Source organism: Mesorhizobium sp. RCC_202 (genome assembly GCF_041355295.1).
GTDB lineage: Bacteria > Pseudomonadota > Alphaproteobacteria > Rhizobiales > Rhizobiaceae > Mesorhizobium.
Map to the genome: position 1 here is coordinate 492229 of NZ_JBFUPO010000002.1, position 22139 is coordinate 514367.

Annotated in this window: 25 protein-coding genes; 19 read left to right on the top strand and 6 right to left on the bottom strand. The window is 63.3% G+C overall.

Annotated features, from left to right (window positions below; all coding sequences use genetic code 11):
- Positions 1–111: 111 nt before the first annotated feature.
- Entirely contained in the window at positions 112–822 is a 711-nt protein-coding gene (locus AB6802_RS06600; protein WP_371009206.1) for a LuxR C-terminal-related transcriptional regulator, read from the top strand.
- A complete protein-coding gene (locus AB6802_RS06605; RefSeq protein ID WP_371009207.1) occupies positions 819–1592 on the top strand; it encodes a response regulator transcription factor in 774 nt (257 codons plus the stop codon). Before AB6802_RS06600 ends, AB6802_RS06605 begins: the two co-directional genes overlap by 4 nt.
- A 22-nt stretch (positions 1593–1614) precedes the next feature.
- Here AB6802_RS06605 and AB6802_RS06610 read toward each other — a convergent pair whose 3' ends face one another.
- Genes AB6802_RS06610 through motA form a run of 6 tightly spaced genes read right to left on the bottom strand, consistent with a single transcriptional unit; the run spans position 1615 to position 6517 of the window.
- Entirely contained in the window at positions 1615–2052 is a 438-nt protein-coding gene (locus AB6802_RS06610; protein ID WP_371009208.1) for a hypothetical protein, read from the bottom strand.
- Between the two features lie 20 nt (positions 2053–2072).
- Positions 2073–3155 (bottom strand): flagellar biosynthesis protein FlhB, encoded by a 1083-nt coding sequence (gene flhB, locus AB6802_RS06615; protein ID WP_371009209.1) that lies wholly within the window; start codon positions 3153–3155, stop codon positions 2073–2075.
- A gap of 24 nt (positions 3156–3179) precedes the next feature.
- Positions 3180–4202 carry a flagellar motor switch protein FliG gene (locus AB6802_RS06620; protein ID WP_371009210.1) on the bottom strand — a complete coding sequence of 341 codons (1023 nt, stop codon included), beginning with the start codon at positions 4200–4202 and terminating at the stop codon, positions 3180–3182.
- A gap of 43 nt (positions 4203–4245) precedes the next feature.
- Entirely contained in the window at positions 4246–4620 is a 375-nt protein-coding gene (fliN, locus tag AB6802_RS06625) for a flagellar motor switch protein FliN (protein WP_371009211.1), read from the bottom strand.
- Positions 4621–4650: 30 nt separating this feature from the next.
- A complete protein-coding gene (locus AB6802_RS06630) occupies positions 4651–5589 on the bottom strand; it encodes a FliM/FliN family flagellar motor switch protein (RefSeq protein WP_371009212.1) in 939 nt (312 codons plus the stop codon).
- A 52-nt stretch (positions 5590–5641) separates the two neighbouring features.
- Positions 5642–6517 carry a flagellar motor stator protein MotA gene (gene motA, locus AB6802_RS06635; protein WP_371009213.1) on the bottom strand — a complete coding sequence of 292 codons (876 nt, stop codon included), beginning with the start codon at positions 6515–6517 and terminating at the stop codon, positions 5642–5644.
- Positions 6518–6664: 147 nt separating this feature from the next.
- On the opposite strand from motA, the gene AB6802_RS06640 reads away from it, so the two are divergent.
- The 17 genes from AB6802_RS06640 (at position 6665) to fliF (ending at position 22139) form a co-directional block, all read left to right on the top strand.
- Positions 6665–8476, top strand: coding sequence for a DUF1217 domain-containing protein (locus tag AB6802_RS06640; RefSeq protein ID WP_371009214.1), 1812 nt, complete (start codon positions 6665–6667; stop codon positions 8474–8476).
- 7 nt (positions 8477–8483) lie between these two features.
- Positions 8484–9206, top strand: a complete 723-nt coding sequence (gene flgF / locus AB6802_RS06645; RefSeq protein ID WP_371009215.1) for a flagellar basal-body rod protein FlgF — start codon at positions 8484–8486, stop codon at positions 9204–9206.
- 4 nt (positions 9207–9210) lie between these two features.
- Positions 9211–10632 carry a flagellar protein export ATPase FliI gene (fliI, locus tag AB6802_RS06650; protein ID WP_371009216.1) on the top strand — a complete coding sequence of 474 codons (1422 nt, stop codon included), beginning with the start codon at positions 9211–9213 and terminating at the stop codon, positions 10630–10632.
- A complete protein-coding gene (locus AB6802_RS06655; protein ID WP_371009217.1) occupies positions 10613–11413 on the top strand; it encodes a hypothetical protein in 801 nt (266 codons plus the stop codon). The genes fliI and AB6802_RS06655 overlap by 20 nt, the downstream gene beginning before the upstream one ends.
- A gap of 87 nt (positions 11414–11500) precedes the next feature.
- The gene (flgB, locus tag AB6802_RS06660) at positions 11501–11881 is read left to right on the top strand and encodes a flagellar basal body rod protein FlgB (protein WP_371009219.1); all 381 of its coding nucleotides are present in this window, start codon (positions 11501–11503) and stop codon (positions 11879–11881) included.
- Positions 11882–11883: 2 nt separating this feature from the next.
- Positions 11884–12300 carry a flagellar basal body rod protein FlgC gene (gene flgC / locus AB6802_RS06665; RefSeq protein WP_371009220.1) on the top strand — a complete coding sequence of 139 codons (417 nt, stop codon included), beginning with the start codon at positions 11884–11886 and terminating at the stop codon, positions 12298–12300.
- Complete coding sequence (locus tag AB6802_RS06670; protein WP_371009221.1) at positions 12300–12629, top strand: flagellar hook-basal body complex protein FliE; 330 nt, start codon at positions 12300–12302, stop codon at positions 12627–12629. The genes flgC and AB6802_RS06670 overlap by 1 nt, the downstream gene beginning before the upstream one ends.
- Positions 12630–12633: 4 nt before the next feature.
- The gene (gene flgG / locus AB6802_RS06675) at positions 12634–13422 is read left to right on the top strand and encodes a flagellar basal-body rod protein FlgG (protein WP_371009222.1); all 789 of its coding nucleotides are present in this window, start codon (positions 12634–12636) and stop codon (positions 13420–13422) included.
- A gap of 6 nt (positions 13423–13428) precedes the next feature.
- Positions 13429–13950, top strand: coding sequence for a flagellar basal body P-ring formation chaperone FlgA (gene flgA / locus AB6802_RS06680; RefSeq protein WP_371009223.1), 522 nt, complete (start codon positions 13429–13431; stop codon positions 13948–13950).
- Positions 13951–14099: 149 nt separating this feature from the next.
- Positions 14100–15188, top strand: a complete 1089-nt coding sequence (locus tag AB6802_RS06685; protein WP_371009332.1) for a flagellar basal body P-ring protein FlgI — start codon at positions 14100–14102, stop codon at positions 15186–15188.
- 8 nt (positions 15189–15196) lie between these two features.
- Positions 15197–15802 (top strand): MotE family protein, encoded by a 606-nt coding sequence (locus AB6802_RS06690; protein WP_371009224.1) that lies wholly within the window; start codon positions 15197–15199, stop codon positions 15800–15802.
- Positions 15799–16503, top strand: coding sequence for a flagellar basal body L-ring protein FlgH (gene flgH, locus AB6802_RS06695; protein WP_371009225.1), 705 nt, complete (start codon positions 15799–15801; stop codon positions 16501–16503). Before AB6802_RS06690 ends, flgH begins: the two co-directional genes overlap by 4 nt.
- A 17-nt stretch (positions 16504–16520) precedes the next feature.
- Positions 16521–17015, top strand: a complete 495-nt coding sequence (gene fliL / locus AB6802_RS06700; protein ID WP_371009226.1) for a flagellar basal body-associated protein FliL — start codon at positions 16521–16523, stop codon at positions 17013–17015.
- Positions 17012–17743, top strand: coding sequence for a flagellar type III secretion system pore protein FliP (fliP, locus tag AB6802_RS06705; protein ID WP_371009227.1), 732 nt, complete (start codon positions 17012–17014; stop codon positions 17741–17743). The genes fliL and fliP overlap by 4 nt, the downstream gene beginning before the upstream one ends.
- 224 nt (positions 17744–17967) lie before the next feature.
- Complete coding sequence (locus AB6802_RS06710; RefSeq protein WP_371009228.1) at positions 17968–18966, top strand: flagellin; 999 nt, start codon at positions 17968–17970, stop codon at positions 18964–18966.
- Between the two features lie 271 nt (positions 18967–19237).
- Positions 19238–20308: a flagellin gene (locus AB6802_RS06715; RefSeq protein WP_371009229.1), complete on the top strand. Its 1071-nt coding sequence runs from the start codon at positions 19238–19240 to the stop codon at positions 20306–20308.
- 178 nt (positions 20309–20486) lie between these two features.
- Positions 20487–22139, top strand: coding sequence for a flagellar basal-body MS-ring/collar protein FliF (fliF, locus tag AB6802_RS06720; protein WP_371009230.1), 1653 nt, complete (start codon positions 20487–20489; stop codon positions 22137–22139).

Sequence of the window (22139 nt, forward strand, 5' to 3'; positions counted from 1 at the left end):
CGCTGTGCGTGTGCTTCGTAAACGTGATGCGTATTCAAGTTCGGCCGCTGGCGACGCCAGCATCCGGGCTCAAGAAAAGATTCCGGCCATGACATACAACCAAAGCATCCAATGAGCAGCTCCGCCGCGCTCCTGCAACCAGACATTTTGGGCGCCCGCCTGACGTCGCGTGGCGATCTCACCACTTTCTTCATGCAGCTTGCCGCCGATATCGGCGCCGACAACTATATGCTGGTCGCCATCGTGCATGACCAGGACCGCAACGATGCCCGCATCGTGTCCTCGAACTGGATCTTCGACGGCATCGAACTGATCGGCAAAAGGCTGATCGCCAGTTTGGCGCTGGGTCCCCTGACGACAGCCCCCGGCGTTCGCCCCAAGCCTTTGGTGACGGCGCAAGCGCCTGACGCCGGCGCGCTGCTGACCGGCGAAGAGGCGCGCCTGCTCGACGTGCTCGGCCATGCCGAGATTTATTCTCTGCGGCTGAATGTCGGCCGCCAGCGCCTGTTCGTGCTGTTTTCCGCCGGCGAGCCGGACAAGATCGAGCTGACCGCCCTGATGAAGGCGCAACTCAAATGCTGCTACGCGCTTTCCAGCATTCCGCAGCTGATCGCGGCGGCTTCCATGCAGGATCCGTTGTCGGACCGGGAGCGGGAATGCCTGTTCTGGGTTTCGGAAGGCAAAACCACCGATGAGGTGGCCGTCATCCTCGGCGTCTCGTCCAACACCGTCAACAGCTACATCACGCACGCCATCCAGAAGTTCGCGGCCAGCAACCGCGCGATGGCGATCGCGACAGCGATCAGGAGCGGCATCATTTGAAGCACGCACAGATAAGAGAGGCGGCGGCCGCCCTTTTCAACGACCAGCGCAATCCGTTCGGCGCTTTCTCGCTCGGCTCGGAGACGCATCACGCCGCCACGATTCCCGATGCAGTGCGCCGTTGTCGCTGGATCGCCGTCGACATCAATGCTTCGGCGTTCGGGCTCTATTTCGTCAGCCCATCGCCGGAACGCGCGCGTCTCGTCGCCTGTTTCGATTCCGATTATCCAAGCACCGCCGTCGCGACCAAATTCATCTCCGGCGCCAGCGGCGAGGATATGGTGCGCCACAGCAGCATTTCGACGACGCCACGCTGGTGGGCCGACGACGGCGTCCCCGGTTCCAGGCAGGCCTTTCAGCCCCTCGCCTGGGCCGAACCGACAGCCCCGCTGGCGCCAGGCACCAATGGCATCGCCCTTCCGGTGCATGCCGATCGCGGCCAATGCGGACTGGTCGTTTTCCTGGGCTCGGAAATCACGCTTTCGGACGAAATGCTCTGCGAAATCCACGCCCGCTGCTTTGCACTGTTCGCCGCCGTCGCGCGCATCCGTCCCGGCGACAACACCGGCCGGACGCGGTCGATCTCCAAGCGCGAGCTCGAATGCCTGAAGCTGACCGCCAACGGCAACACCAGCGAGGAGATCGCCAAGCTCCTCAAGCTCTCGGTGCACACCGCCAACCAGTACCTGACCCAGTCGACGCAGAAGCTCAACGCCACCAACCGCAACCAAGCGGTGGCCAAAGCGCTGCGGCTCGGCTTGATCGAATAGTCGAACGCTCCGAAAAGCGCCCTCAGGAAAAGGCGAGTGGCTCAGGCTTGCGGATGCGGGCCTCGTCGATCGCGTCCTTGAGCAAGGCGGTGTTGTGCTCGGGCGTCTCGCCAGGCTTCTCGAACGACACGTAGTTGACCACAACGGATGTGCCCTGGCCGGTCAACGTCAGCTGGAAATAGATATTGACGCCGCGCGGCCGAAGCTCGAGGTCGAGCACGATGCGCGGGCTGCCACCCCAGTCGACATGCGCTTCCCCACCATGGCCGAGCCGCAGCGTGCCCGGATGGAAGTAAAGTTCGGCAGCCGAATCCACCAGGTCCGACAGGCAGGCGATATGCTCCAGCCGGATGAACGCGATGTAGTCGGCGACCTCGATCAGTCTGAGTTCGCCCACCACCGGCTCGATGGCGTCGGCGACGATCAGCTCACGGGAATTAGCGTGTGGTTGCCGGTTCATGGATTACAAGCCGCATCCGTTCATTGAGTTACTTTGCGCTCGGTCTTCTTGGAGTAGACGATCCGCACCAGCTCGGCGACCGCCTGGTAAAATTGCGATGGGATCACGCTATCAACCGAAACTTGCTTGTACATGGAGCGTGCAAGCGCCACGTCCTCGAAGATCGGGATGTTGTTCTCCCTGGCGATCTCGCGGATCTTGAGCGCGACAAGGTCCTGGCCCTTGGCGAGCACTACCGGAGCGGAGTCCTCCTCGCGCACATATTTCAGCGCGATCGAATAGTGCGTCGGGTTGGCGATGATCAGCGTGGCGCGTGGCACCGCCGTCATCATGCGCTTGCGCGCCCGGTCGCGCGCCAGCGAGCGCAGTCGCGACTTGACGATCGGATCGCCTTCCGACTGCTTCAACTCGTCCTTGACCTCCTGCTTGCTCATGCGCAGGTCGCTTCGCCAGTGGAAGCGCGACCAGACGATGTCGATCACCGCGATCAGCCCCATGACGAAGACGATCGCCACCAATATGTCGACAAAGATGCCGCGGATGACCATGCCGAAAGCCATCGGATTGGTGATCATGCCGGCGAGCAGCTTGCGATGGTCCTGGGACAGCGTGAACGTCAAGACCGCGATGGCGAAGCCGAGCTTGGCCAGCGACTTCAGGAACTCGACCCAGCCCTGCACGCCGAACAGCCGGCTCCAGCCCTTGGCGATCGAGATACGCGACAGCTGCGGCCTGATGCGTTCGCCGACGATCTGCGGCATGTTCTGGAACACCGAGGCTCCGATGCCAGCGACCACCAGAAGCACCATCAGACTGAGGACGGCGCTGCCGATTTCGGTCATCACCTGTTTGTAGAGCGAGATGACATCGGTCTCGGTGTCCATCGGCCAGGCCTCGGGCTTTTCCAAAAACGACGACAGGAACATGCTGAGATCGACGATGGTGTCCTTGGCGTAGAAGACGGTGAAGACCAGGATGGCGAGGAAGGATGCAAAGAGAGCGGTCTCACGCGAAAGGGGCAGCTTGCCCTGTTCGATCGTGTCGCGGATTTTCTTTTCTGTGGGTTCCTCGGTTTTGGAATCCTTGTCGACCGCATCAGCCATGGTGCCCTGACCGTGTTTCTATCGTCAGGCGGCTTCGGCGGCGGGGCTCTGCGTCGAAGGCAGATCGAACGCCCCTTCGCGCGACAGCCGGATGGTCGCGACCGATATCGTCTTGCGGGCTGCCATGATGTCGGCCAGCGCGATGCCTTCCGATCCCTGTCCCAGTTCGGATTCGATCATACGGCGCGAACGCGCGCCGATCGCCGACAGCACAGCTTCGGCAAGTTCCGGCGGCGCGCCGCGCAACGCCAGCGTGACCAGTTCGGTCGACAGCCCGTCGAACAGGAGCACCCTGGCCTTCTGCGGGAGCAGCGGCAGATCGTCGAAAGCGAACAGCCGGGACTTGACGCCGGCGAGGTCGGGGGTGCCGACGTCCTCCAGATCCTGCATGAGCTCGTCGAGCTCGGGCTTGGCCATCTCGTTGAGCATGCTGGCGACACGTTCCTGGCCGGCCGAAGTGTCCTTGGTCGCCTTTTGCGACAGGACGCTTGCGCGCAACTGGTTCTCGACGATCCTGGCCGCGGCATCCGGAATGTTGGCCATCGTCACCATGCGCTTGATGATCTGGCCACGCATCGGCTTTTCCATCGTGAGCAGGACATTTGCGGCCGTCTGCGGCGCAAGTTTCGACAGCACCATGGCCGAGGTCTGCGGATGCTCGCCGGCAAGGAAGGCGCCGAGCCGGGCCGGCTCGAGCTTTTCGAGGTCCGGCCAGATCGGCGGCGGTCCTTCCTGGACCGGCTCGAACTTCCTGTCGCCCATGATGGCGCTCATTTCCTCGGGCGAGAGCGACTCGTTGAGGATCGTATCCATCCGGTCGGCCGAATCGAGCAGGCCGGCCCCCTCGGTGAACTCGGCCTCGAACTCGGCGACGATGCGCTCCAGGTCGGCCTGCGGGATCGTGCGCAGCAGACGAGCGCCCTCGATCAGCGCCTTCAGCTCATCCTGCTTGAAGAATTTGAGCAGGCGGCTCGCGGCGGGCTTGCCCATCGCCACCAGTATGGCCGCCGCCTTTTGCGGACGTGTCAGCGCCAATGCCGTCGTCATGCCTGTTGCCCTTGCTGCCGATTGGTCCGCCCGTTCACCACTTTCAGGCGCTCTTTGCGGCCGCGATGATTTCGGTCAGCCTGATGCCGAAGCGCGTCGGGTCGCTCTCCAGCACGGTGATCTCGCCGCGTGCGATCCGGCGGCCGTTGACCACGACATCAACCGGCTCGCCGATACGGCGATTGAGCGCGACCGTCGAACCCTTCTGCAGCGCCATCAGGTCCGAGACCGGCATCTCCGTGCTGCCAAGGATGATCTGCACGTCGACCGGAATGGTCATGATAATCGAGGAATTGGCGCCCAGGGCGGCCTCCGGGCGGCTCTCCTCTTCCCGCAGCACGCCGCGCAACTCCTCGATGGCGCGATCGAGCTGTTCTTCGGGCTGGTCGGGTTCGGCTTCCACCTTGGTCTTTGCCATTTGTCGTCTCCATAAATCTCGGACCCGGCGTCAGCCCGGTATCAGTCCGTCGATGAAATCCTGCCCGGCATCATGAGGGTGGCTGACGCGTACAGTGTAATTCTGCCCGAGCTTGCCGAACTCGCATACGAACAACGTCTTGTCGCGCGCGCTGAGCCTGGCGTTGATCTGGGCGTTTTCCTCGAATTCGATGATCTGGCCGGGTTGGAAACCCGCAAGCTCGCCCAGTGTCAGCCGGGCAAGCGGCATGGTGGCTTCGAGGCGCACGGTCGAGCGCATCACCTCTTCGGAAAAGCGCGCGCGCCAGTCGAACTGCGTGGTCCGGTCATCCTCGCCCTTATCGGCGACGGCTCCACGCGTGGATAGGAGCACGCGCTGCGGGATCATCACCGTGATCGTGCCGCTGTCTGACGGTGTCGACACGCCGTAGACAATCCGCACCGCTGCGCCGTCGCGCAGCACGCGTCGTCGCGCATCGTTGCCCGAGATGGCCTTCGACACCGGCAGGCGCAGTTCGAGCGAGCGCTTGCCCGATCCGTTGAGCGCCATTGCGACCTCCTGGAACACGGTGGTCGCGACATCGGCCTCGATCTGCGACAGGTCGCGCTCGATCGGCGAGACCGGCTGGTCGGGATCGCCGCCGAACAGCGCACACACCATGACGGCGACGGCCTGCGCGTCCATGACCAGGGTCATGGCGTCGGCCGAGGCCGGCGACGGCACGATGCCCAGCGCAAAAGCCTCGCCGGCCTGCGAACGCGCGTCGGGAACGCGGCCGACCTCCACCGTTTGCAGGTCGACCGTCACCGGCGCGCCGAGCTCGCCGGCAAGCGCCTTCTGCAGCAGCGGCAAGGCGCGCTCGGCCATGCCACGCCCGACGCCGATCACCTGTGCGGTCTCGCCGCTGTCGCCGACGAGGCGTTCGATGATCAAGGCCCGGGTCTGCGACGGATTACCCGGACTGGTCATGACGGCAAGCGGTCCAGTCTGTCTTTGCACATGTCTTTGTCTTCACGCATGCTTACGCCGCCTTCTTCTCGGCGCTGCCGGTGTTCATCGTGCTCTGCTCGACGGCATCGATCGTCGGGCGCTCATAGGATGAGATTGTCTTGCGGCCGAACTCGATCGCCACCTGCGGCAAGGCGCCGTTCATGTAAGCAAGCAGCGTCTGCTTGACGATGATGTAGAGCCGGTTCTTCTTCTCGCGAACCGTCTTGATCTTGGTCGCGACCGGGCCGACCACGGCATAGGACAGGAAAATGCCAAGGAAGGTTCCCACAAGCGCCGCGCCGATCAGGCCGCCGAGGATTTCGGGCGACTGGTCGAGCGCGCCCATCGCCTTCACCACGCCGAGCACGGCGGCAACGATGCCGAGCGCCGGCAGGCCGTCGCCGACCGCGACCATGGCGTGATAGGCCTTCATCTTGTCGGTGCGGATGGTCTGGATCTCTTCATCCATCAGCGCTTCGATCTCGTGCGAGCGGGCGTTGCCGATGATGATGATGCGACAGTAGTCGCAGATGAAGTTCATCAGGTCGTGGTTCTTGAGCACGGTCGGAAAGGCCTGGAAGATGGCGGACTCTTCCGGATTGTCGATATGCGCCTCGACCTCGCTGCGCGACTTCGAGCGCAGCTCGCGCATCAAGCTGTGCAGCACGCCGAGCGTTTCGAGATAATCGCGTTCCTTCGGCACGGCCTGCTTGAAGGCTTCAAGGATGCCCTTGCCGGTGTCCTTGACCGTCTTCATCGGGTTGGCGACGAGGAAGGTGCCGAGTGCCGCGCCGCAGATGACCACGGCTTCCCATGGCTGCAACAGCACATGCAGATGGCCGCCCATGGCCATGAAGCCGCCGAGAACGCAGCCGAGCGTCACCACTAGTCCAATCAGAATACCCACGGCAGGTCCTTCCGCATGTCACATCGTGGATCAGGGATAGTCCTCGTGCCTTGTGTGAGGCTTGAATCGAAACCGGCGGATGCGATTCAGTTTCGCGCAAGGAAGTAAGCTTATTGTGCCGGGATAGCTTCGGCCGGAGGCGTATCCTTGCTCAGTACCTATCTCAGCTACCAGTTGATCACCAAAGATATCAACAAATCGATCGACCAGGTCGAGCAACAGCCGACGGTCGATCGTGATACCCAATACTATTTGGCCAACATCGGTAAGGTGAAAACGATTGACGATTTCGTCAACAACGACCGCTTGTTCAAATATGCCATGAAGGCCTATGGGCTGGAGGACATGGACTATGCCAAGGCCTTTATGGTCAAGGCACTCAAGGAAGGCGTAACCGACCCCGACAGTTTCGCCAACAAGTTGACCGACAAGCGTTACGCCGCCTTCGTCAGCGCCTTTAATTTCGCCGCCAACGGTGCCGATGCGACCGTCTACAACAAGGCACAGCAGCCGGTGACCAGCAACTATGCGCTGCAAGTCAAGATCGGCGCCTCACAAGCGGGCCTTTCCTATTACCAGAGCGAAACCGCCTACTACGTCACCAACATTTCCAGCGTGAAATCGGTGGACGATCTGATGGGCAACTCTCGCCTGCTGACCTATGCAATGGCGGCATTCGGGCTTGACGCCACAACCGAGCCGGCTGCTACCGTCAGGGCGATGCTCGAAGGGGGCGTCAGCGACCCCAACAGTCCCGCCAACAAACTGACCGACAAGAGCTACGCCAACTTCGTGTCGGCATTCGACTTCGCCCAGTATGGCGATCAGACAACCACCCGCACCGATGTCCAGCAGGCCGTTCCACAAGGATACGTGACCGGAGCCGCACTGAAGCTGGTCAAGCCGAGCGCGCAGTACATCAAGGGCGAAGCCGATTATTACGCCGCAAATATCTCCAATGTGAAGTCGATCGACGACCTCATGGCGAACAAGCGCCTGCTCACCTTCGCCATGGCTTCCTACGGATTGGATGCGTCAACGGAAAAACCGCAGCAGATCCGCACCATGCTCGAAGGCGGCGTCAGCGACGCCAACAGCCCGGCGAACCAGCTGACCGACAAACGCTACGCCAATTTCGTCGCCGCCTTCAACTTTGCCCAATATGGCGACCAGACAACGTCGCGCGACGTGGTGCAGAAAGACACGCCGAAGATCTATACGACGGAGTCGGCGCTTGGTCTCATCCCGCCGAGTGCGGACTACATCAAGTCGGAGACCGCGTACTATCTTGCCAACGTCACGAACGTGAAATCCATCGACGACCTGATGGCCAACAGCCGGTTATACAATTACGCGCTCTCGGCCTATGGGCTCGACCCGTCCAAGGAGAGCAAGGACCTCATCCGCAGCGTGCTGACCGGCGGCATCCGCGACCCCAACAGCGTCGCCAACAAGATGACCAACAAGGCCTATGCCGGGCTCGCGGTCGCCTTCAACTTCGAACAGTATGGCGAGGCGGCAACCACCATCAATCCGGCCCAGCAGCCTACCGTCGACATGTATATGCGCCAGACGCTCGAGGAAGACGCCGGTAAGACCAATGAAGGTGTCCGGCTAGCCCTCTATTTCCAGCGCAAGGCGCCCACCATCACCAGTTGGTACGACGTGCTGGCCGACACCGCTTTAGCCAGCGTCGTCCGCACCTCGCTCGGCCTGCCCGATTCTTTCGCTACCGCCGATATCGACAAGCAGGCGCAGCTGTTCGGGCAGAAGCTTGACATCACTGATTTCACCGACCCCGCCAAGCTCAGCAAGTTCCTGACCCGTTTCACCAGCATGTATGAGATCAACCACCCGACCTCGACCGCCGTGTCGTCGGTCAGCGTGCTGTTCTCGCAGCCGACCAGTGTCGGCATCTCCACCGACCTGATGATGGCCATGCAGCAGCTGAAGTTCTGAGAAGATCATGCAAGATAGCCTTTACGTCGCCCTCTCCTCGCAGATCGCGCTCGAGCGTCGCCTCGACACCATTGCCGACAATGTCGCCAATGCCTCGACCATCGGCTTTCGCGCCACCGGCGTGAAGTTCGAGGACGTTGTCTCCGGCACCGGGCAGAAGTCGGTCTCCTTCGCCTCCTCCGGCAAGACCTATCTTTCCACCGCGCACGGCGCGATGACCCAGACCGGCAATCCTTTCGACTTCGCCATCCAGGGCGATGCCTGGTTCGCCATCGAGACGCCCGCCGGGACGGTGATGACGCGCGACGGCCGTTTCTCCATGACCGAGAATGGCGAGTTGATGTCGATCGAGGGCTATCCGGTGCTCGACAGCGGCGGTGCGCCGATCCAGCTCGATCCGCGCGGTGGCCCGCCCAAGGCTGGCGCCGACGGCTCGCTCAGGCAGAACGGTCAGTTGGCCGGCGCAATCGGCCTCTATAATTTCGACCCCGGCGAGAATTTTGTTCGCTACGGCAATTCGGGCGTCGTCCCGCCACGAACGCCCGAACCCGTCACCGACCGCTCCGACGTCGGTATCGCGCAGGGATTTCTCGAGGAGTCCAACGTCAACCCGGTGCTCGAGATGACCAAGCTGATCCAGGTGCAGCGGGCCTTCGAAAATACCGCGGCGCTGATGAAGAAGGCCGATTCCTCCACCGACGACGCGATCAAGACGCTCGGCTCGAAGTAACGGCATGGCGACCGGCTCGTCCCTGCTGCGCGCTTCCGAGGCTCCGGCGGACACCGGGCGGGCGGACCGGCTGGCCGCGCTCGAGCGCGTCTGCCAGCGTTTCGGCGATCCGGAAATGCTGCTGTCGCGTGGCGGCCGGATCGTCGAGATTTCGTCGACGCATTACAAGGTCCGCGGCCTGTCCGGGATTGCCAGGCTGGGCGACATCGTCGAGCAGCGCGGCAACGCCGGCACCCGTCGCGGCGAGATCGTCAAGATCGGCAGCGATGAAGTGGTGGTCGCGCCCTTCGAACGCAGCGCCGATGCCGGCATTGGCGACGCCGTCTTTCGCCGGGGTCCGCTTGCGGTGACGCCACATGTCTCCTGGCGCGGACGCGTCATCGATGCCTTGACCCGCGCCATCGACGGTGGCCCGCCTTTGATCAGGCCGAATGCCGCCGACAGTACCGCAGCGGTCACGCCCGGCGCCATGTCGCGCCAGCGCGTCGACACCGGCTTCATGACCGGTGTGCGTGTCATCGACATTTTCACCCCGCTCTGCCTGGGCCAGCGGCTCGGCATTTTCGCCGGCTCGGGCGTCGGCAAGTCGACGCTGCTTGCAATGCTCGCCGGCGCCGAGGCCTTCGACACGGTGGTCGTCGCGTTGATCGGTGAGCGCGGCCGCGAGGTGCGTGAGTTCCTCGAGGATACGATCGGCGTCGAGAGCATGGCCAAGACCGTCGCCGTCGTCGCCACCAGCGACGAAAGCGCCATGATGCGCCGGCGCGCGCCCGACACCGCCATGCGCGTCGCCGAACATTTCCGCGACCAGGGCCATCGCGTGCTGCTGGTGCTGGATTCCATCACGCGCTTCGCGCATGCCTTGCGTGAGGTGGCGACGGGAACCGGCGAGCCGCCGGTGGCGCGCGGCTATCCGGCCTCGGTCTTCACCGACCTGCCGAAGCTGCTTGAACGAGCCGGTCCGGGCGCCGAAGGCCCAGGTGTCAAGGGCATGGGTTCGATCACGGCAATCATTTCCGTGCTGGTCGACGGCGACGATCACAACGATCCAGTCGCCGACTCGGTGCGCGGCATCCTCGACGGCCATGTCGTGCTCGATCGCGCGCTGGCCGAGCAGGGCCGCTATCCGCCGGTCAATCCGCTGTCGTCGATTTCGCGTCTGGCCGACAAGGCCTGGAGCGCGGAGCAGCGCGTGCTGGTGACGAAGCTGAAGTCGATGATCGCGCGCTTCGAGGATACGCGCGACATCCGCCTGCTCGGTGCTTACCAAAGCGGCGCCGATGCCGAACTGGACATCGCGGTGCGCCAGGTCCCGCTGATCTACGAAGCGCTGACGCAGTCGCCGAGGGACCGTGCCTCCGCCGATCCTTTCGCCGATCTTGCCCGCCATCTCAAGGGGAAGCCGAATGGCGATCAAGGAAACTGAGCTGCAATATACCGAGCGTATGTTGCGCGACATGCTCGCCGAGGCCGAGGCTATGGAACGAGCCAAGGCAGATGAGGCAAGGACTGCAAAGCAGAAAGCAGCGCGCGCCAAAGCGGAAAAGGCAACAGTGGTGTTGGCCAAGGCCGACAGACCGCATTTGCCGAGGGCGCCGGTTGCCCAGCCCTCCGATGTGGCACAGGCCAGCCGGGACTCCTTGATCGACGGACTTTTTCCAATCGCGGAGTGGCCGCAGCCACCCAAGCCGCAATTCCCGCGCCTGATCGACAAGAAAGCCGACCGGCGCAGTGATTTCGTCATCGCCGCGCTCGGCGTCACGCTTGGCCTGATTTGCGCGCTGTTTCCCTGGTACATCTTCTTCAACCAGGAGCAGTTCGGCGTGCAGACCATCAAGTTCGGCGGCAGCGGCAGCAATGCCGGCCGCGTCGCGGGCGGTACGCAATTGGTCAATATCAGCTCAGCCGATGCGCCCAAGACCGTTCCCGATCTCGACCTGTTCGCCACCGGAACCTTGCCGGACGAACCGGAAGATCCCGACAAGGCGCCGGGCCTCGACCAGCAGCCTTTCCCAGCCGCCGCTTCGGACTTCAAGATGGTGCACGTCGCCAATGGCCGCGCCATGATCGAGGACGATACCGGCCTGTGGATCGTCCAGCGCGGCTCGGTGCTGCCCGATTCCAGCCGCGTTGCCTCGATCGAGCAGCGTGGCGGCAAGTGGGTGATGGTCACCAGCGCCGATAAGGTAATTCAGCTTTCCAAATAACACATGTGGGCGATCTAGCCCCTGCCCGCGCAAGGTCCGCGCAAGACTGGCCGCCTAGTCTTGTGTGTACACGCTCGGGAGAATCCCATGGAACCCGTAAACCTTTTTGATCTCGCCACGCGGCAGTCACAGTGGCTGGCCGTGCGCCAGTCGGCGATCGCCTCCAACATCGCCAATGCCAATACGCCGGGCTACACGGCCAACGATGTCGAGCCTTTCGAGAAGGTTCTCGACCGCACCGCTGTGAAGCTGGCCGCGACCGCGCCCGGCCACCTTGGCGCTGAAGCGGCCAATGCCGGCTTCAACGTCAAGCCGGAGGATCCCACCGGCGCGATCATGCCGTCGAAGAACACCGTGGTTCTCGAGGACCAGCTGATGAAGGCCGGTGAGGTCCGCCGCTCCTTCGAGCTCAACACGGCGATCGTCAAGGCCTTCCATTCGATGATGTCAATGGTGGTGAAGAGCTGACCATGGACGCGCTCACAGCAGCCCTCAAAGTCGCGGCATCCGGCCTTGGCGCTCAATCGGAGCGCATGCGTGTGGTCTCGGAAAACCTCGCCAACGCGCAGTCGACTGGCAACACGCCGGGCGCCGATCCCTACCGCCGCAAGACGATCACCTTCCAGTCCGAGGTCGACCGCGCCAGCGGCGGCTCGCTGGTCGAGGTCAGCTCGATCGCCCACGATCCGTCGGACTTCCCGATCGAGTTCCAGCCCGGCAGCCAGGCCGCCGACGACAAGGGCTACGTGAAGATGCCGAACGTCAACACGCTGGTCGAAATGTCCGACATGAGCGAGGCGAACCGATCCTATGAAGCCAACCTGCAGGTGATCAAGCAGGCTCGCGATCTGATTTCCATGACCATCGACCTGATGAGGAACCAGTAATGATCGGCGGTATCGGGGCAATACAATTCAAGACAGCGGTTGATGGCGCCGAGCAGGCGTCACCCAATCTGCTGCAGGGCGGGCTCGGCACGCAGGCCAGCGAAAGCGTCGGCTCAAGCTTCGCCGAGGTTCTCAGCCAGGCGGCGACCAAGACCGTCAACACGCTGCAAGGGGCCGAGCAGATGTCGATCCAGGCGCTGAAAGGCGACGCCGACACCCGCCAGGTCGTCGATGCGGTGCTGAGCGCCCAGCAGGCGCTGCAGACCACCATCGCCATCCGCGACAAGGTTGTCTCGGCCTATCTCGAAATCAGCCGCATGAGTATCTAGCGTCATGAAAGCACTCGCCATCGCCGCCACCGGCATGAATGCCCAGCAGACCAACCTGGAAGTCATCGCCAACAACATCGCCAACATCAACACCACCGGTTACAAGCGCGCACGGGCCGAATTTTCCGACCTGCTTTACCAGGTCGACCGCACACAAGGCGTGCCCAACCGCGCCAACAGCTCGATTGTGCCAGAAGGCGTCTCGATCGGCCTCGGCGTCAAGACGACGGCGGTGCGCAACGTCCACACGCAAGGCGAGCTCGCCAGCACCGGCAACAGCTTCGACATGGCGCTGACCGGCAGGGGCTGGTTCCAGATCGAAGGCGCCGACGGCGGCACGCTCTATACCCGCGCCGGCGCTTTCAACACCAATGCCACCGGACAGCTGGTTACGGTGGACGGCGCCAATGTCATTCCGGCCATCACCGTGCCCACCGACGCCGTCGAGGTCATCGTCAACAAGACCGGCCAGGTCTTTGCCCGCATCGACGGTCAGACCGACCTGCAGCAGCTTGGCCAACTCCAGATCGCCAACTTCGCCAACGAGGCGGGCCTGGCGCCGCTCGGCGACAATCTGTTCCAGGAAACGCCGGCTTCCGGGCCGGCCAATGTCGGCGTGCCCGGCGACCCCGGTTTTGCCTCCATCCAGCAGGGCTATCTGGAATCCTCCAATGTCGATCCGGTCAAGGAGATCACCGAGCTGATCTCGGCGCAGCGCGCCTATGAAATGAACTCCAAGGTCATCCAGGCCGCCGACGACATGGCCTCGGTGGTCTCCAAGAACATGAGCTAACGGACGATGGCTATGGCGATCTCCTGCTCCGCATTCCGCTGCGCCGCGCTGGCCATCGCGCTGGTGGCCGGCGGCATGCCGGCATTGGCGCAGGAGACGGGCCAATCGGCAACCGAGATCGCCGCCAGCCAGGCTGTCGGCGAGGCCGTGCTGATCCCCAACCGGGTTATCTATCCCGGCGAGACCATCGAGAGCGCCTCGCTCAAGCAGGTGACGCTCGTTCCCGGCAAGCACAAGCCGGACGGCATGGCGACCAGCCTTGAGGAGCTCCAGGGCAAGGTCGCCAAGCGCACGCTGGTACCAGGCCGCTATATTCCGGTCGCCGCCATCCGCGACGCCTGGCTGGTCGAACAGGGTGCTTCCGTGCAGGTCTATTTCACCGTCGGCGCGCTGACCATTTCGGCCGCCTGTATCACGCTGCAGCCGGGCGCCGCCGGCGACCTCATCAAGGTCCGCAACACCGACAGCGGCAAGATCATTTCCGGCACGGTGATGGCCGACGGCACTATCCAGGTCGGCGCATCGTGATGCGTGCCTTTGCCCTGTTGCTTGCAGTCGCCACCGGCGTCCAACCGGCATTGGCCGATGGCTTGACGCCCAAGGCCAAGCGCGATCTCGCCGCCAAGAATGGCGGCGTCTATGACGATCCGCAATACGATCCCGCCACCACCACGCGCATGTTCCGCGTGTCGACGGGGCCAAGCACGTTGCCGCCCGGCCAGGTCGCCGCGCGCATCAAGGACATCGCCCAGCTGCAGGCCTCGCGCGACAACCAGCTTGTTGGCTACGGCCTGGTCATCGGCCTTGCCGGAACCGGCGACAGCCTGCGCAATTCGCCGTTCACCGAACAGTCGATCCGCGCCATGCTGGAAAATCTCGGCATCGCCACCGAAGGCGGCAGCGCGCGCGCCAAGAATGTCGCCGCCGTCATCGTCACCGCCAACATGCCGCCTTTCGTCCAGTCGGGCAGCCGCATCGACATCGACGTCTCCTCGATGGGTGACGCCACCTCGCTTGCCGGCGGCACGCTGGTGATGACGCCGCTGAAAGCGGCCGACGGTGAAATCTATGCCGTCGGCCAAGGCTCGGTGATCGTCGGCGGTTTCGTCGCGCAGGGCCAGGCCGAGCAGTTGACGCAAGGTGTGCCGACCGCCGGCCGTGTGCCGAACGGCGCCATCGTCGAGCGCTCCGTGCCGGCCGAGTTCGACGACCAGAACGTGCTGACGCTGCAGCTGCGCAATCCCGATTTCTCGACCGCCATCCGCATCGCCGACGCCATCAACGACTACACCTCGCAACGCTTCGGCGCGCGCGTCGCTGCCGAGCGCGATGCCCGCACCGTTCAGATCAGGCGGCCAAAGAATATCTCCGCCGCGCGCTTCTACGCCGAGATCGAGAATCTCGTCGTCGAGTCGGATGCCCCTGCCCGCGTCGTCATCGACGAGCGCACCGGCACCATCGTCATCGGCAGCAATGTCAGGATCTCGCGCGTGGCCATCAGCCATGGCACGCTCACCGTACGCATCACAGAGGCGCCACGGGTCGTCCAGCCGGAGCCCTTCTCCAAGGGTGAGACCGCGGTCGAGCCATCCACCGCCATCGAAGCGAGCCGGCCCAACGCGCGCGTCGCCGTGCTCGACGGCCCCGACCTCGAAACCCTTGTCTCCGGCCTCAACCGCCTCGGCGTGAAGCCTGACGGCATCATCGCCATCCTGCAAGGCATCAAATCGGCCGGCGCCCTGCAGGCCGACCTGGTCCTCCAATAGGCACGCCGATGATAGAGCTCTTCTCCTCAAGACCGCATCGTCACCTCGGCCTCTGCGCCGCCGGGGCGATCGTTGCTCTGCTCAGCGGCACCGCCGGCCACGCGGACGAGGTCCGTCAGGTGCTGCCCGGCGGCCAGGCGCCGCTTCAGCCGGCGCAGCTGACGCGCGAAAGCCAACCGGCCCAGCCGGTCGCGCTCGCAGGCGGGAAGGCGCCGGACGAGAGCGAGATCCAACGCTTCTGCTCCAACATCGCCGATGCAGCGCGCGACCGCCGCTATGCGCTGCAGGCGGAGGAGTTGAAACAACTGCAGGCCGGCATAGACGAGCGCATGAAAGCGCTGGATGCCAAAAAGGCCGAATACGAGGAATGGCTGAAGCGCCGCGAAGTGTTCCTGGCGCGCGCGGAGGACGGCGTCGTCAAGATCTATGCCGGCATGAAGCCCGACGCGGCGGCCGAACGGCTGGCGATGGTCAATGCCGAACTCGCCGCGGCCATCCTGATGAAGCTCGATTCGCGCAAGGCAAGCGTCATCCTCAATGAAATGGACCAGAAGGCGGCGGCGACGCTCACCGGCATCATGGCCAGCGCAGCGCGAAGGGTTGACCCGTCATGAAGTTGAAATTGCTAACCCTTATCGCGCTTGCGGCCCTGACCGGCTGCGGCACCGACTTCAAGGAGATCGGCAGGGAACCGTCCCTGTCGCCGGTCGGATCCGGGCTCGGCAATGGTGGGTCCGGCCCATACAGCTATCCCGAGCCGCCGGCGGCGCGTCCGAAGAAGTTCTCGCTGTGGGACGACCGCCAGAGCCGGCTGTTCACCGACCCGCGGGCGCTGCGCGCCGGCGACATCCTGACCGTCAACATCAAGCTCAACGACAAGGCCAATTTCAAGAACCAGAACGACCGCAGCCGCACCGCCGCGCGCAAGCTCGGTTACGACATTTCGCTCGGCTGGGAACAGGCAACCACCAGCGGCAAGGGCAACGCCGGTCTGAGTTCCAACACCGAGACCAATGCCGACGGCGAGATCAAGCGCTCGGAGGACCTCGCGCTCAATGTCGCGGCCGTCGTCACCGACGTGCTGCCCAACGGCAATCTGATGATCAGGGGTTCGCAGGAAGTTCGCGTCAACTACGAGCTCAGGGTGCTGACCATCGCCGGCATGGTGCGTCCTTCCGATATCGGCGCGGAAAACACCATCCCCTACGAGCGCATCGCCGAGGCGCGCATCTCCTATGGCGGCCGCGGCCGCATAAGCGAGGTCCAGCAGCCGGCCTATGGCCAGCAGATCCTCGACCAGGTTCTTCCTTTCTAGGATAGAGAGACGCCGCCGTGGCCAATGTCGAGCAGGCACAGCCCAAAAAGGGACCTTCACTGGTCATCCAGCTCGCCATGCTTTTGGCAGTGACGGGCGCTGCCATCGGCATGGGCTGGGTTTCCGGCGGCTATCTCAAGCAAGGCGACGCGCCGCCGCCGGTGCCCGCCGCCCCGGAAAACTCGGGCACCGCCGAAAAGCCCGCCGCTGACGGCAAGACGGTGCCAGGACCGACCGTGGTGCAGATGGCGCCGATCACCACCAATCTCGCTTCGCCGTCGGAGATCTGGCTCAGGCTGGAGGCGTCGCTGCTTTACGACGCCCCGCAGCCGCCGGAAATGACGGAACAGATCCAGCAGGATCTGCTGGCCTTCGTGCGCACGCTCAAGATGCATCAGATCGAAGGCGCCAGCGGCTACCAACATCTCAAGGCCGATCTCGAAGAGCGCGCGGCGTTGCGCAGCGGCGGTCATGTCAAACAGGTTCTCGTCAGGACGATGCTGCTCGAATGAGAAAATTCCTCGTCGCCACCGCGCTCATCGTTGCCACCACCTCCGTCGCCGCGGCCCAGCAGCTCGACCTGGGCGGCATCGGCAAGGCCGACGGCACCACCGTAGGCTATCTCATCCAGATGTTCGGCCTGCTTACCGTGCTGTCGGTGGCGCCGGGCCTTTTGATCATGGTGACGAGCTTCACCCGCTTCGTCATCGCGTTCTCGATCCTGCGCGCCGGTATCGGCCTGCAATCGACGCCCGCCAACCTGATCCTGATCTCGCTGTCGCTGTTCATGACCTTCTATGTCATGGCGCCGACCTTCGACCAGGCCTGGAACACCGGCGTCAAGCCGCTGATGGACAATCAGATCACCCAGGCCGAGGCGTTCGAGAAAATCTCCGACCCGTTCCGCGCCTTCATGCTGCACAATGTGCGCGACAAGGATTTCGATCTCTTCGCCGATCTCGCCCGCGAACGCGGCCAGGTCGTCGCAAAAGAAACCGTCGATCTGCGTATCCTGGTCCCGGCCTTCATGATCTCGGAAATCCGGCGCGGCTTCGAGATCGGCTTTCTCATCGTGTTGCCGTTCCTGGTCATCGATCTTATCGTCGCTACCGTCACCATGGCCATGGGCATGATGATGCTGCCGCCGACAGTGGTGTCGCTGCCGTTCAAAATCCTGTTCTTCGTGCTGATCGACGGCTGGAACCTGCTGGTCGGCAGCCTGGTGCGATCCTTCAACTGACGGCGTCGCAACAAGCGTCGGACGCGGCTCACGCTCCGCTCGAATTTTAAGCAATATATTTTCGATTAACCGTCCGATTTAGCCCTTTGGTAGGGACTTGCCGCCATAGTCGCTCGCAGATGGCGGGTGACCCAACGCAACGGTCATTGGCATGATGCCGCTCCGTCATACCGGACATGCCGGTATGTCAAAAAAATCCGTGTAAAAACAAGGTACGAGTAGCCATGGCCAGTATCATGACCAACGCTTCGGCGTTGACCGCTCTGCAGAGCTTGAACGCCACCCAGAAGAACCTCGACACCACCCAGGCCCGCATCTCGACGGGCTATCGCGTCTCCCAGGCTTCGGACAATGCCGCTTACTGGTCGATCGCCACCACGATGCGCTCCGACAATCAGGCCATGTCCACCGTTTCGGACGCGCTCGGCCTCGGCGCCTCGAAGGTCGACACCGCCTACACCGGCATGGACAGCGCGATCACGACCATCAACCAGATCCAGCAGAAGCTGACCGCATCCTACGGCCAGACCGACGCTGCCAAGGAAAAGACTCAGGTCGAAATCGCAGCACTTCAGGCGCAGTTGAAGGGTTACGCCGATGGCGCTACCTTCTCCGGCACCAACATGCTGTCCGTGAACAGCGGCGCGACGGCCACCACCGCCGCCGACGTCAAGGTCGTGTCGGCCTTCAATCGCAGCTCCGCCGGCGCGGTTTCGATCTCGACGATCGACGTCAACGTCGAAAGCATCAAGCTGTATGAGGCCGGCACTGCCGCGACCTCGAAGGGCATCCTGGACGCCAATCGCCTCGGCACCACCGGCGCTGAAACCGCCACGGCACAGAACGCGACTGCCGGTAACGCCGTCGTCGCCGGCGACACCTATTCGGTCGCCACCCTGAAGATCTTCGACACGGCAACGGGCAAGGGCTTCGGCGACGATCAGATCGCGCAGATGATGACCGTCGTCGATGCCGCGCTCAAGGACATGACGACCGCCGCCACCAAGCTCGGCGCGGCCAAGAGCTCGATCGACCTGCAGAAGACCTTCACCTCGAGCCTGATGGACTCCATCGATCGCGGCGTCGGCCAGCTCGTCGATGCCGACATGAACAAGGAATCGACTCGCCTGCAGGCACTGCAGGTGCAGCAGCAGCTCGGCGTCCAGGCACTGTCGATCGCCAACGGCTCGTCGCAGTCGATCCTGTCGCTGTTCCGCGGCTAATCGCTCTGGACTGACCAATCAGGACAATCGGGCCGCGCCAAAAGCGCGGCCCGATTTGCGTTTCTTTTTGCGTCTGCTCAAGGCTCGCGCAACCCTCGTTTCTTAACCTCTCGAATGCCACTTTTAACACGCCATTAACCATATCGAGCTAGGTATGGTTAACCAATGACTTACGACAGGTTGTCGATCGGCCCGACCGGCACGATCGCAACCCGATGGGCAGGCCAATCCGGCCTGAGTGGCACGCCGGCTTAGAGAAGGAGCGAGTTTCTTGGCGAGCATCATGACGAACGCTGCGGCGTTGACTGCACTTCAGAGCCTCAACGCTACCAACAAATCGCTCGAACAGACGCAGGCCCGGATCTCGACCGGCTATCGCGTCTCCGAGGCCTCCGACAACGCCGCCTACTGGTCGATCGCCACCACCATGCGCTCCGACAACCAGGCGCTCTCGACCGTGCAGGATGCGCTCGGCCTCGGCGCTTCGAAAGTCGACACGGCCTATACCGGCATGAACAATGTTTTGACGACGATCGGAAACCTCAAGACCAAGCTGCTGTCTACCATAGGCCAGACGGATGCCAGCAAGGCAAAGACGCAGACCGAGATCACCTCGCTTCAAGCGCAGATGAAGTCGTTTGCCGATGCGGCCACTTTCTCCGGCTCGAACTATCTGTCGGTGACATCTAAGCAGGTCGCCGCCGCCAATGACGGCGTCCAACCTGACTCCCAGATCGTGTCCTCGTTCAATCGCTCTTCGTCGGGCGCGATCTCGCTCGGCACGATCGATATCGATGTCGAGAGCACCAAGCTTTTCGACAGCGGGCTTCCCACCGCCGTCAAGAACCAGGGCATTATCGACCGTACAACCTCGGTCTACGCCACGGCCGCGGCCCAGGACCTTTATGATACCGCCTATGCCGCCTCTATCGCCAGCGGCAGCACCGACATCGCGGCCAACACCGCCGGTCAGACCGCCGCGGGCACGACCGTTGCCAGAATCGACAACGTCTCGGCCTTCAATCTCGACATCACGGCGCCTGGCGTGACCGACGACATCATCACGCAGATGGTCAACAAGATCGACAACGTTATGAGTCAGCTTACTGACGCCGCCACCGTGCTCGGCGCCGCCAAGAGCTCGATCGACTTGCAGAAGACCTTCACGCAGAGTCTGATGGACTCCATCGATCGCGGCGTCGGTCAGCTCGTCGATGCCGATATGAACAAGGAATCGACCCGCCTGCAGGCACTGCAGGTTCAGCAGCAGCTCGGGATCCAGTCACTGTCGATCGCCAACAGCTCCTCGCAGTCGATCCTGTCGCTGTTCAAGAACGGCTAAGCGGCCAGCTACTCCGACAAATGAAAAAAGGCCGCGCTCCGAGCGTGGCCTTTTTCATTGGAGGTCGGAAGTTGCCGGTTCGGTCTTTGCCGGTTCTTCGGCGGTACGATCTATCATCCTCGCACAAGCTTCGCAGTCTAGTCTTCCGCCGGACAGTCATGCTGGGGACAGTTGAATCGTGCCGGAACAGATCCAGAGCATCATCGCGAATTTGAAGAACTTCGGCGTCAGGCGCCTGGCGCTCATGGGCGGCATCGCGGCCCTGGTCATGGCCGTCATCGGCATCGGCTCGGTCTATCTCAACCGCCCGGCCTATGAGACGCTCTATGTCGGCCTCGATCGCTCCGACGTCAACCAGATCGGCCTCGTGTTGGCCGATGCCGGCATCGGCTTCGATGTCGGCTCGGACGGAACCTCCGTGCTGGTACCCTCCGGCACCACCGCGCAGGCGCGTATGCTGCTTGCCGAAAAAGGTCTGCCGACCAGCACCAATGCCGGCTACGAGCTGTTCGACAATGTCGGCTCGCTCGGCCTGACCTCCTTCATGCAGCAAATCACCCGCGTGCGCGCCCTGGAAGGCGAGATCGCGCGCACCATCCAGTCGATTTCCGGCGTCAAGGCGGCGCGCGTCCACATCGTCATGTCCGAGCGCGCCAACTTCCGCCGCGACGAGCAGCAGCCTTCCGCCTCGGTGGTCATCCGCTATGCCGGCAACGACGCCGAAAAAAGCGCCATGTCGATCCGCCATCTGGTTGCGGCGGCGGTTCCGGGCCTTTCGGCCGACAAGGTCACGGTGCTCGATTCCAACGGCAACTTGCTGGCCGCCGGCGACGACCCGTCCAACACCAGCGCCGCGCGCACGCTGGGCGTCGAGCAGACGGTCGAGGCGCAGATCGGCGACAACATCCGCCGGGCGCTGACCCCCTATCTCGGCCCCGACAATTTCCGCGCCTCGGTCAAGGCCGACGTCAACACCGACACCCGCCAGACCGAGGAGACGATCTTCGATCCGAACTCACGCGTCGAGCGTTCGGTGCAGTCGGTGAAGACCAACGAGGCCAGCAACCAGAAGCAGGCCTCGACCCCGACCAGCGTCGAGCAGAACCTGCCGGAGACGCAGACGACCAGCACGGAAGGTCCGCAATCCACCTCGCAGAACGACCGCAAGGAAGAAATCACCAATTACGAGATCAATTCGAAGAAGATCGCCACAGTCTCCAACGGCTACACGGTCAACAAGATGTCGATCGCCGTCGTCGTCAACCAGGATCGCCTGAAGACCATCCTGGGCAAGGACGCCACGCCGGAGCAGATCGCCACGCGCGTTGCCGACATCCAGAAGATGGTGGCCTCGGCGACCGGCTTCGACGACAAGCGCGGCGACGTCATCGACGTCTCGGCGGTTGAGTTCATCGGCGGCCTCGACGGCGAGCCGATCGACCAGCCCGGCATCCTCGCCTCGATCGGCACCTATGCCGGCACGCTGATCAACGCCGGCGCCTTCATCGTCGTCGTTTTCCTGGTCGCCTTCTTCGGCCTGAAGCCGATGGCTGCCGCGCTGACCGCGCAGGCCAAGCCCGCGGCGATCGCCGGCCCGAGCTTCGACGATGTCCAGCGCTCGCTGCCGACGCCCGAGCCGGTCCCCGCGATTGCCGCGGATGCATCGGCCGGCTCGGCCTTGCCTGGCGCCCGCGGCAACCCGCTCGACGACCTGCGCCAGAAGATCCGACCGGCGCCGCAGGAGCGGCTGGCGCGCATGGTCGACCTCAACGAGGAGCGTACCGCGCAGATCCTGCGCAAATGGGCAGCCGTTCCGGAGGCCGTGGGTTAG

Coding starts and splice junctions, on each gene's coding strand:
- AB6802_RS06610 (WP_371009208.1), bottom strand. CDS start 2,052: ATGAACCGGCAACCACACGCTAATTCCCGTGAGCTGATCGTCGCCGAC.
- flgH (WP_371009225.1), top strand. CDS start 15,799: ATGAAGTTGAAATTGCTAACCCTTATCGCGCTTGCGGCCCTGACCGGC.
- fliN (WP_371009211.1), bottom strand. CDS start 4,620: ATGGCAAAGACCAAGGTGGAAGCCGAACCCGACCAGCCCGAAGAACAG.
- flhB (WP_371009209.1), bottom strand. CDS start 3,155: ATGGCTGATGCGGTCGACAAGGATTCCAAAACCGAGGAACCCACAGAA.
- AB6802_RS06685 (WP_371009332.1), top strand. CDS start 14,100: ATGTTCCGCGTGTCGACGGGGCCAAGCACGTTGCCGCCCGGCCAGGTC.
- AB6802_RS06630 (WP_371009212.1), bottom strand. CDS start 5,589: ATGACCAGTCCGGGTAATCCGTCGCAGACCCGGGCCTTGATCATCGAA.
- AB6802_RS06710 (WP_371009228.1), top strand. CDS start 17,968: ATGGCCAGTATCATGACCAACGCTTCGGCGTTGACCGCTCTGCAGAGC.
- fliP (WP_371009227.1), top strand. CDS start 17,012: ATGAGAAAATTCCTCGTCGCCACCGCGCTCATCGTTGCCACCACCTCC.
- AB6802_RS06655 (WP_371009217.1), top strand. CDS start 10,613: ATGGCGATCAAGGAAACTGAGCTGCAATATACCGAGCGTATGTTGCGC.
- AB6802_RS06670 (WP_371009221.1), top strand. CDS start 12,300: ATGATCGGCGGTATCGGGGCAATACAATTCAAGACAGCGGTTGATGGC.
- flgA (WP_371009223.1), top strand. CDS start 13,429: ATGGCTATGGCGATCTCCTGCTCCGCATTCCGCTGCGCCGCGCTGGCC.
- AB6802_RS06620 (WP_371009210.1), bottom strand. CDS start 4,202: ATGACGACGGCATTGGCGCTGACACGTCCGCAAAAGGCGGCGGCCATA.
- flgF (WP_371009215.1), top strand. CDS start 8,484: ATGCAAGATAGCCTTTACGTCGCCCTCTCCTCGCAGATCGCGCTCGAG.
- flgC (WP_371009220.1), top strand. CDS start 11,884: ATGGACGCGCTCACAGCAGCCCTCAAAGTCGCGGCATCCGGCCTTGGC.
- AB6802_RS06690 (WP_371009224.1), top strand. CDS start 15,197: ATGATAGAGCTCTTCTCCTCAAGACCGCATCGTCACCTCGGCCTCTGC.
- flgG (WP_371009222.1), top strand. CDS start 12,634: ATGAAAGCACTCGCCATCGCCGCCACCGGCATGAATGCCCAGCAGACC.
- flgB (WP_371009219.1), top strand. CDS start 11,501: ATGGAACCCGTAAACCTTTTTGATCTCGCCACGCGGCAGTCACAGTGG.
- fliI (WP_371009216.1), top strand. CDS start 9,211: ATGGCGACCGGCTCGTCCCTGCTGCGCGCTTCCGAGGCTCCGGCGGAC.
- AB6802_RS06600 (WP_371009206.1), top strand. CDS start 112: ATGAGCAGCTCCGCCGCGCTCCTGCAACCAGACATTTTGGGCGCCCGC.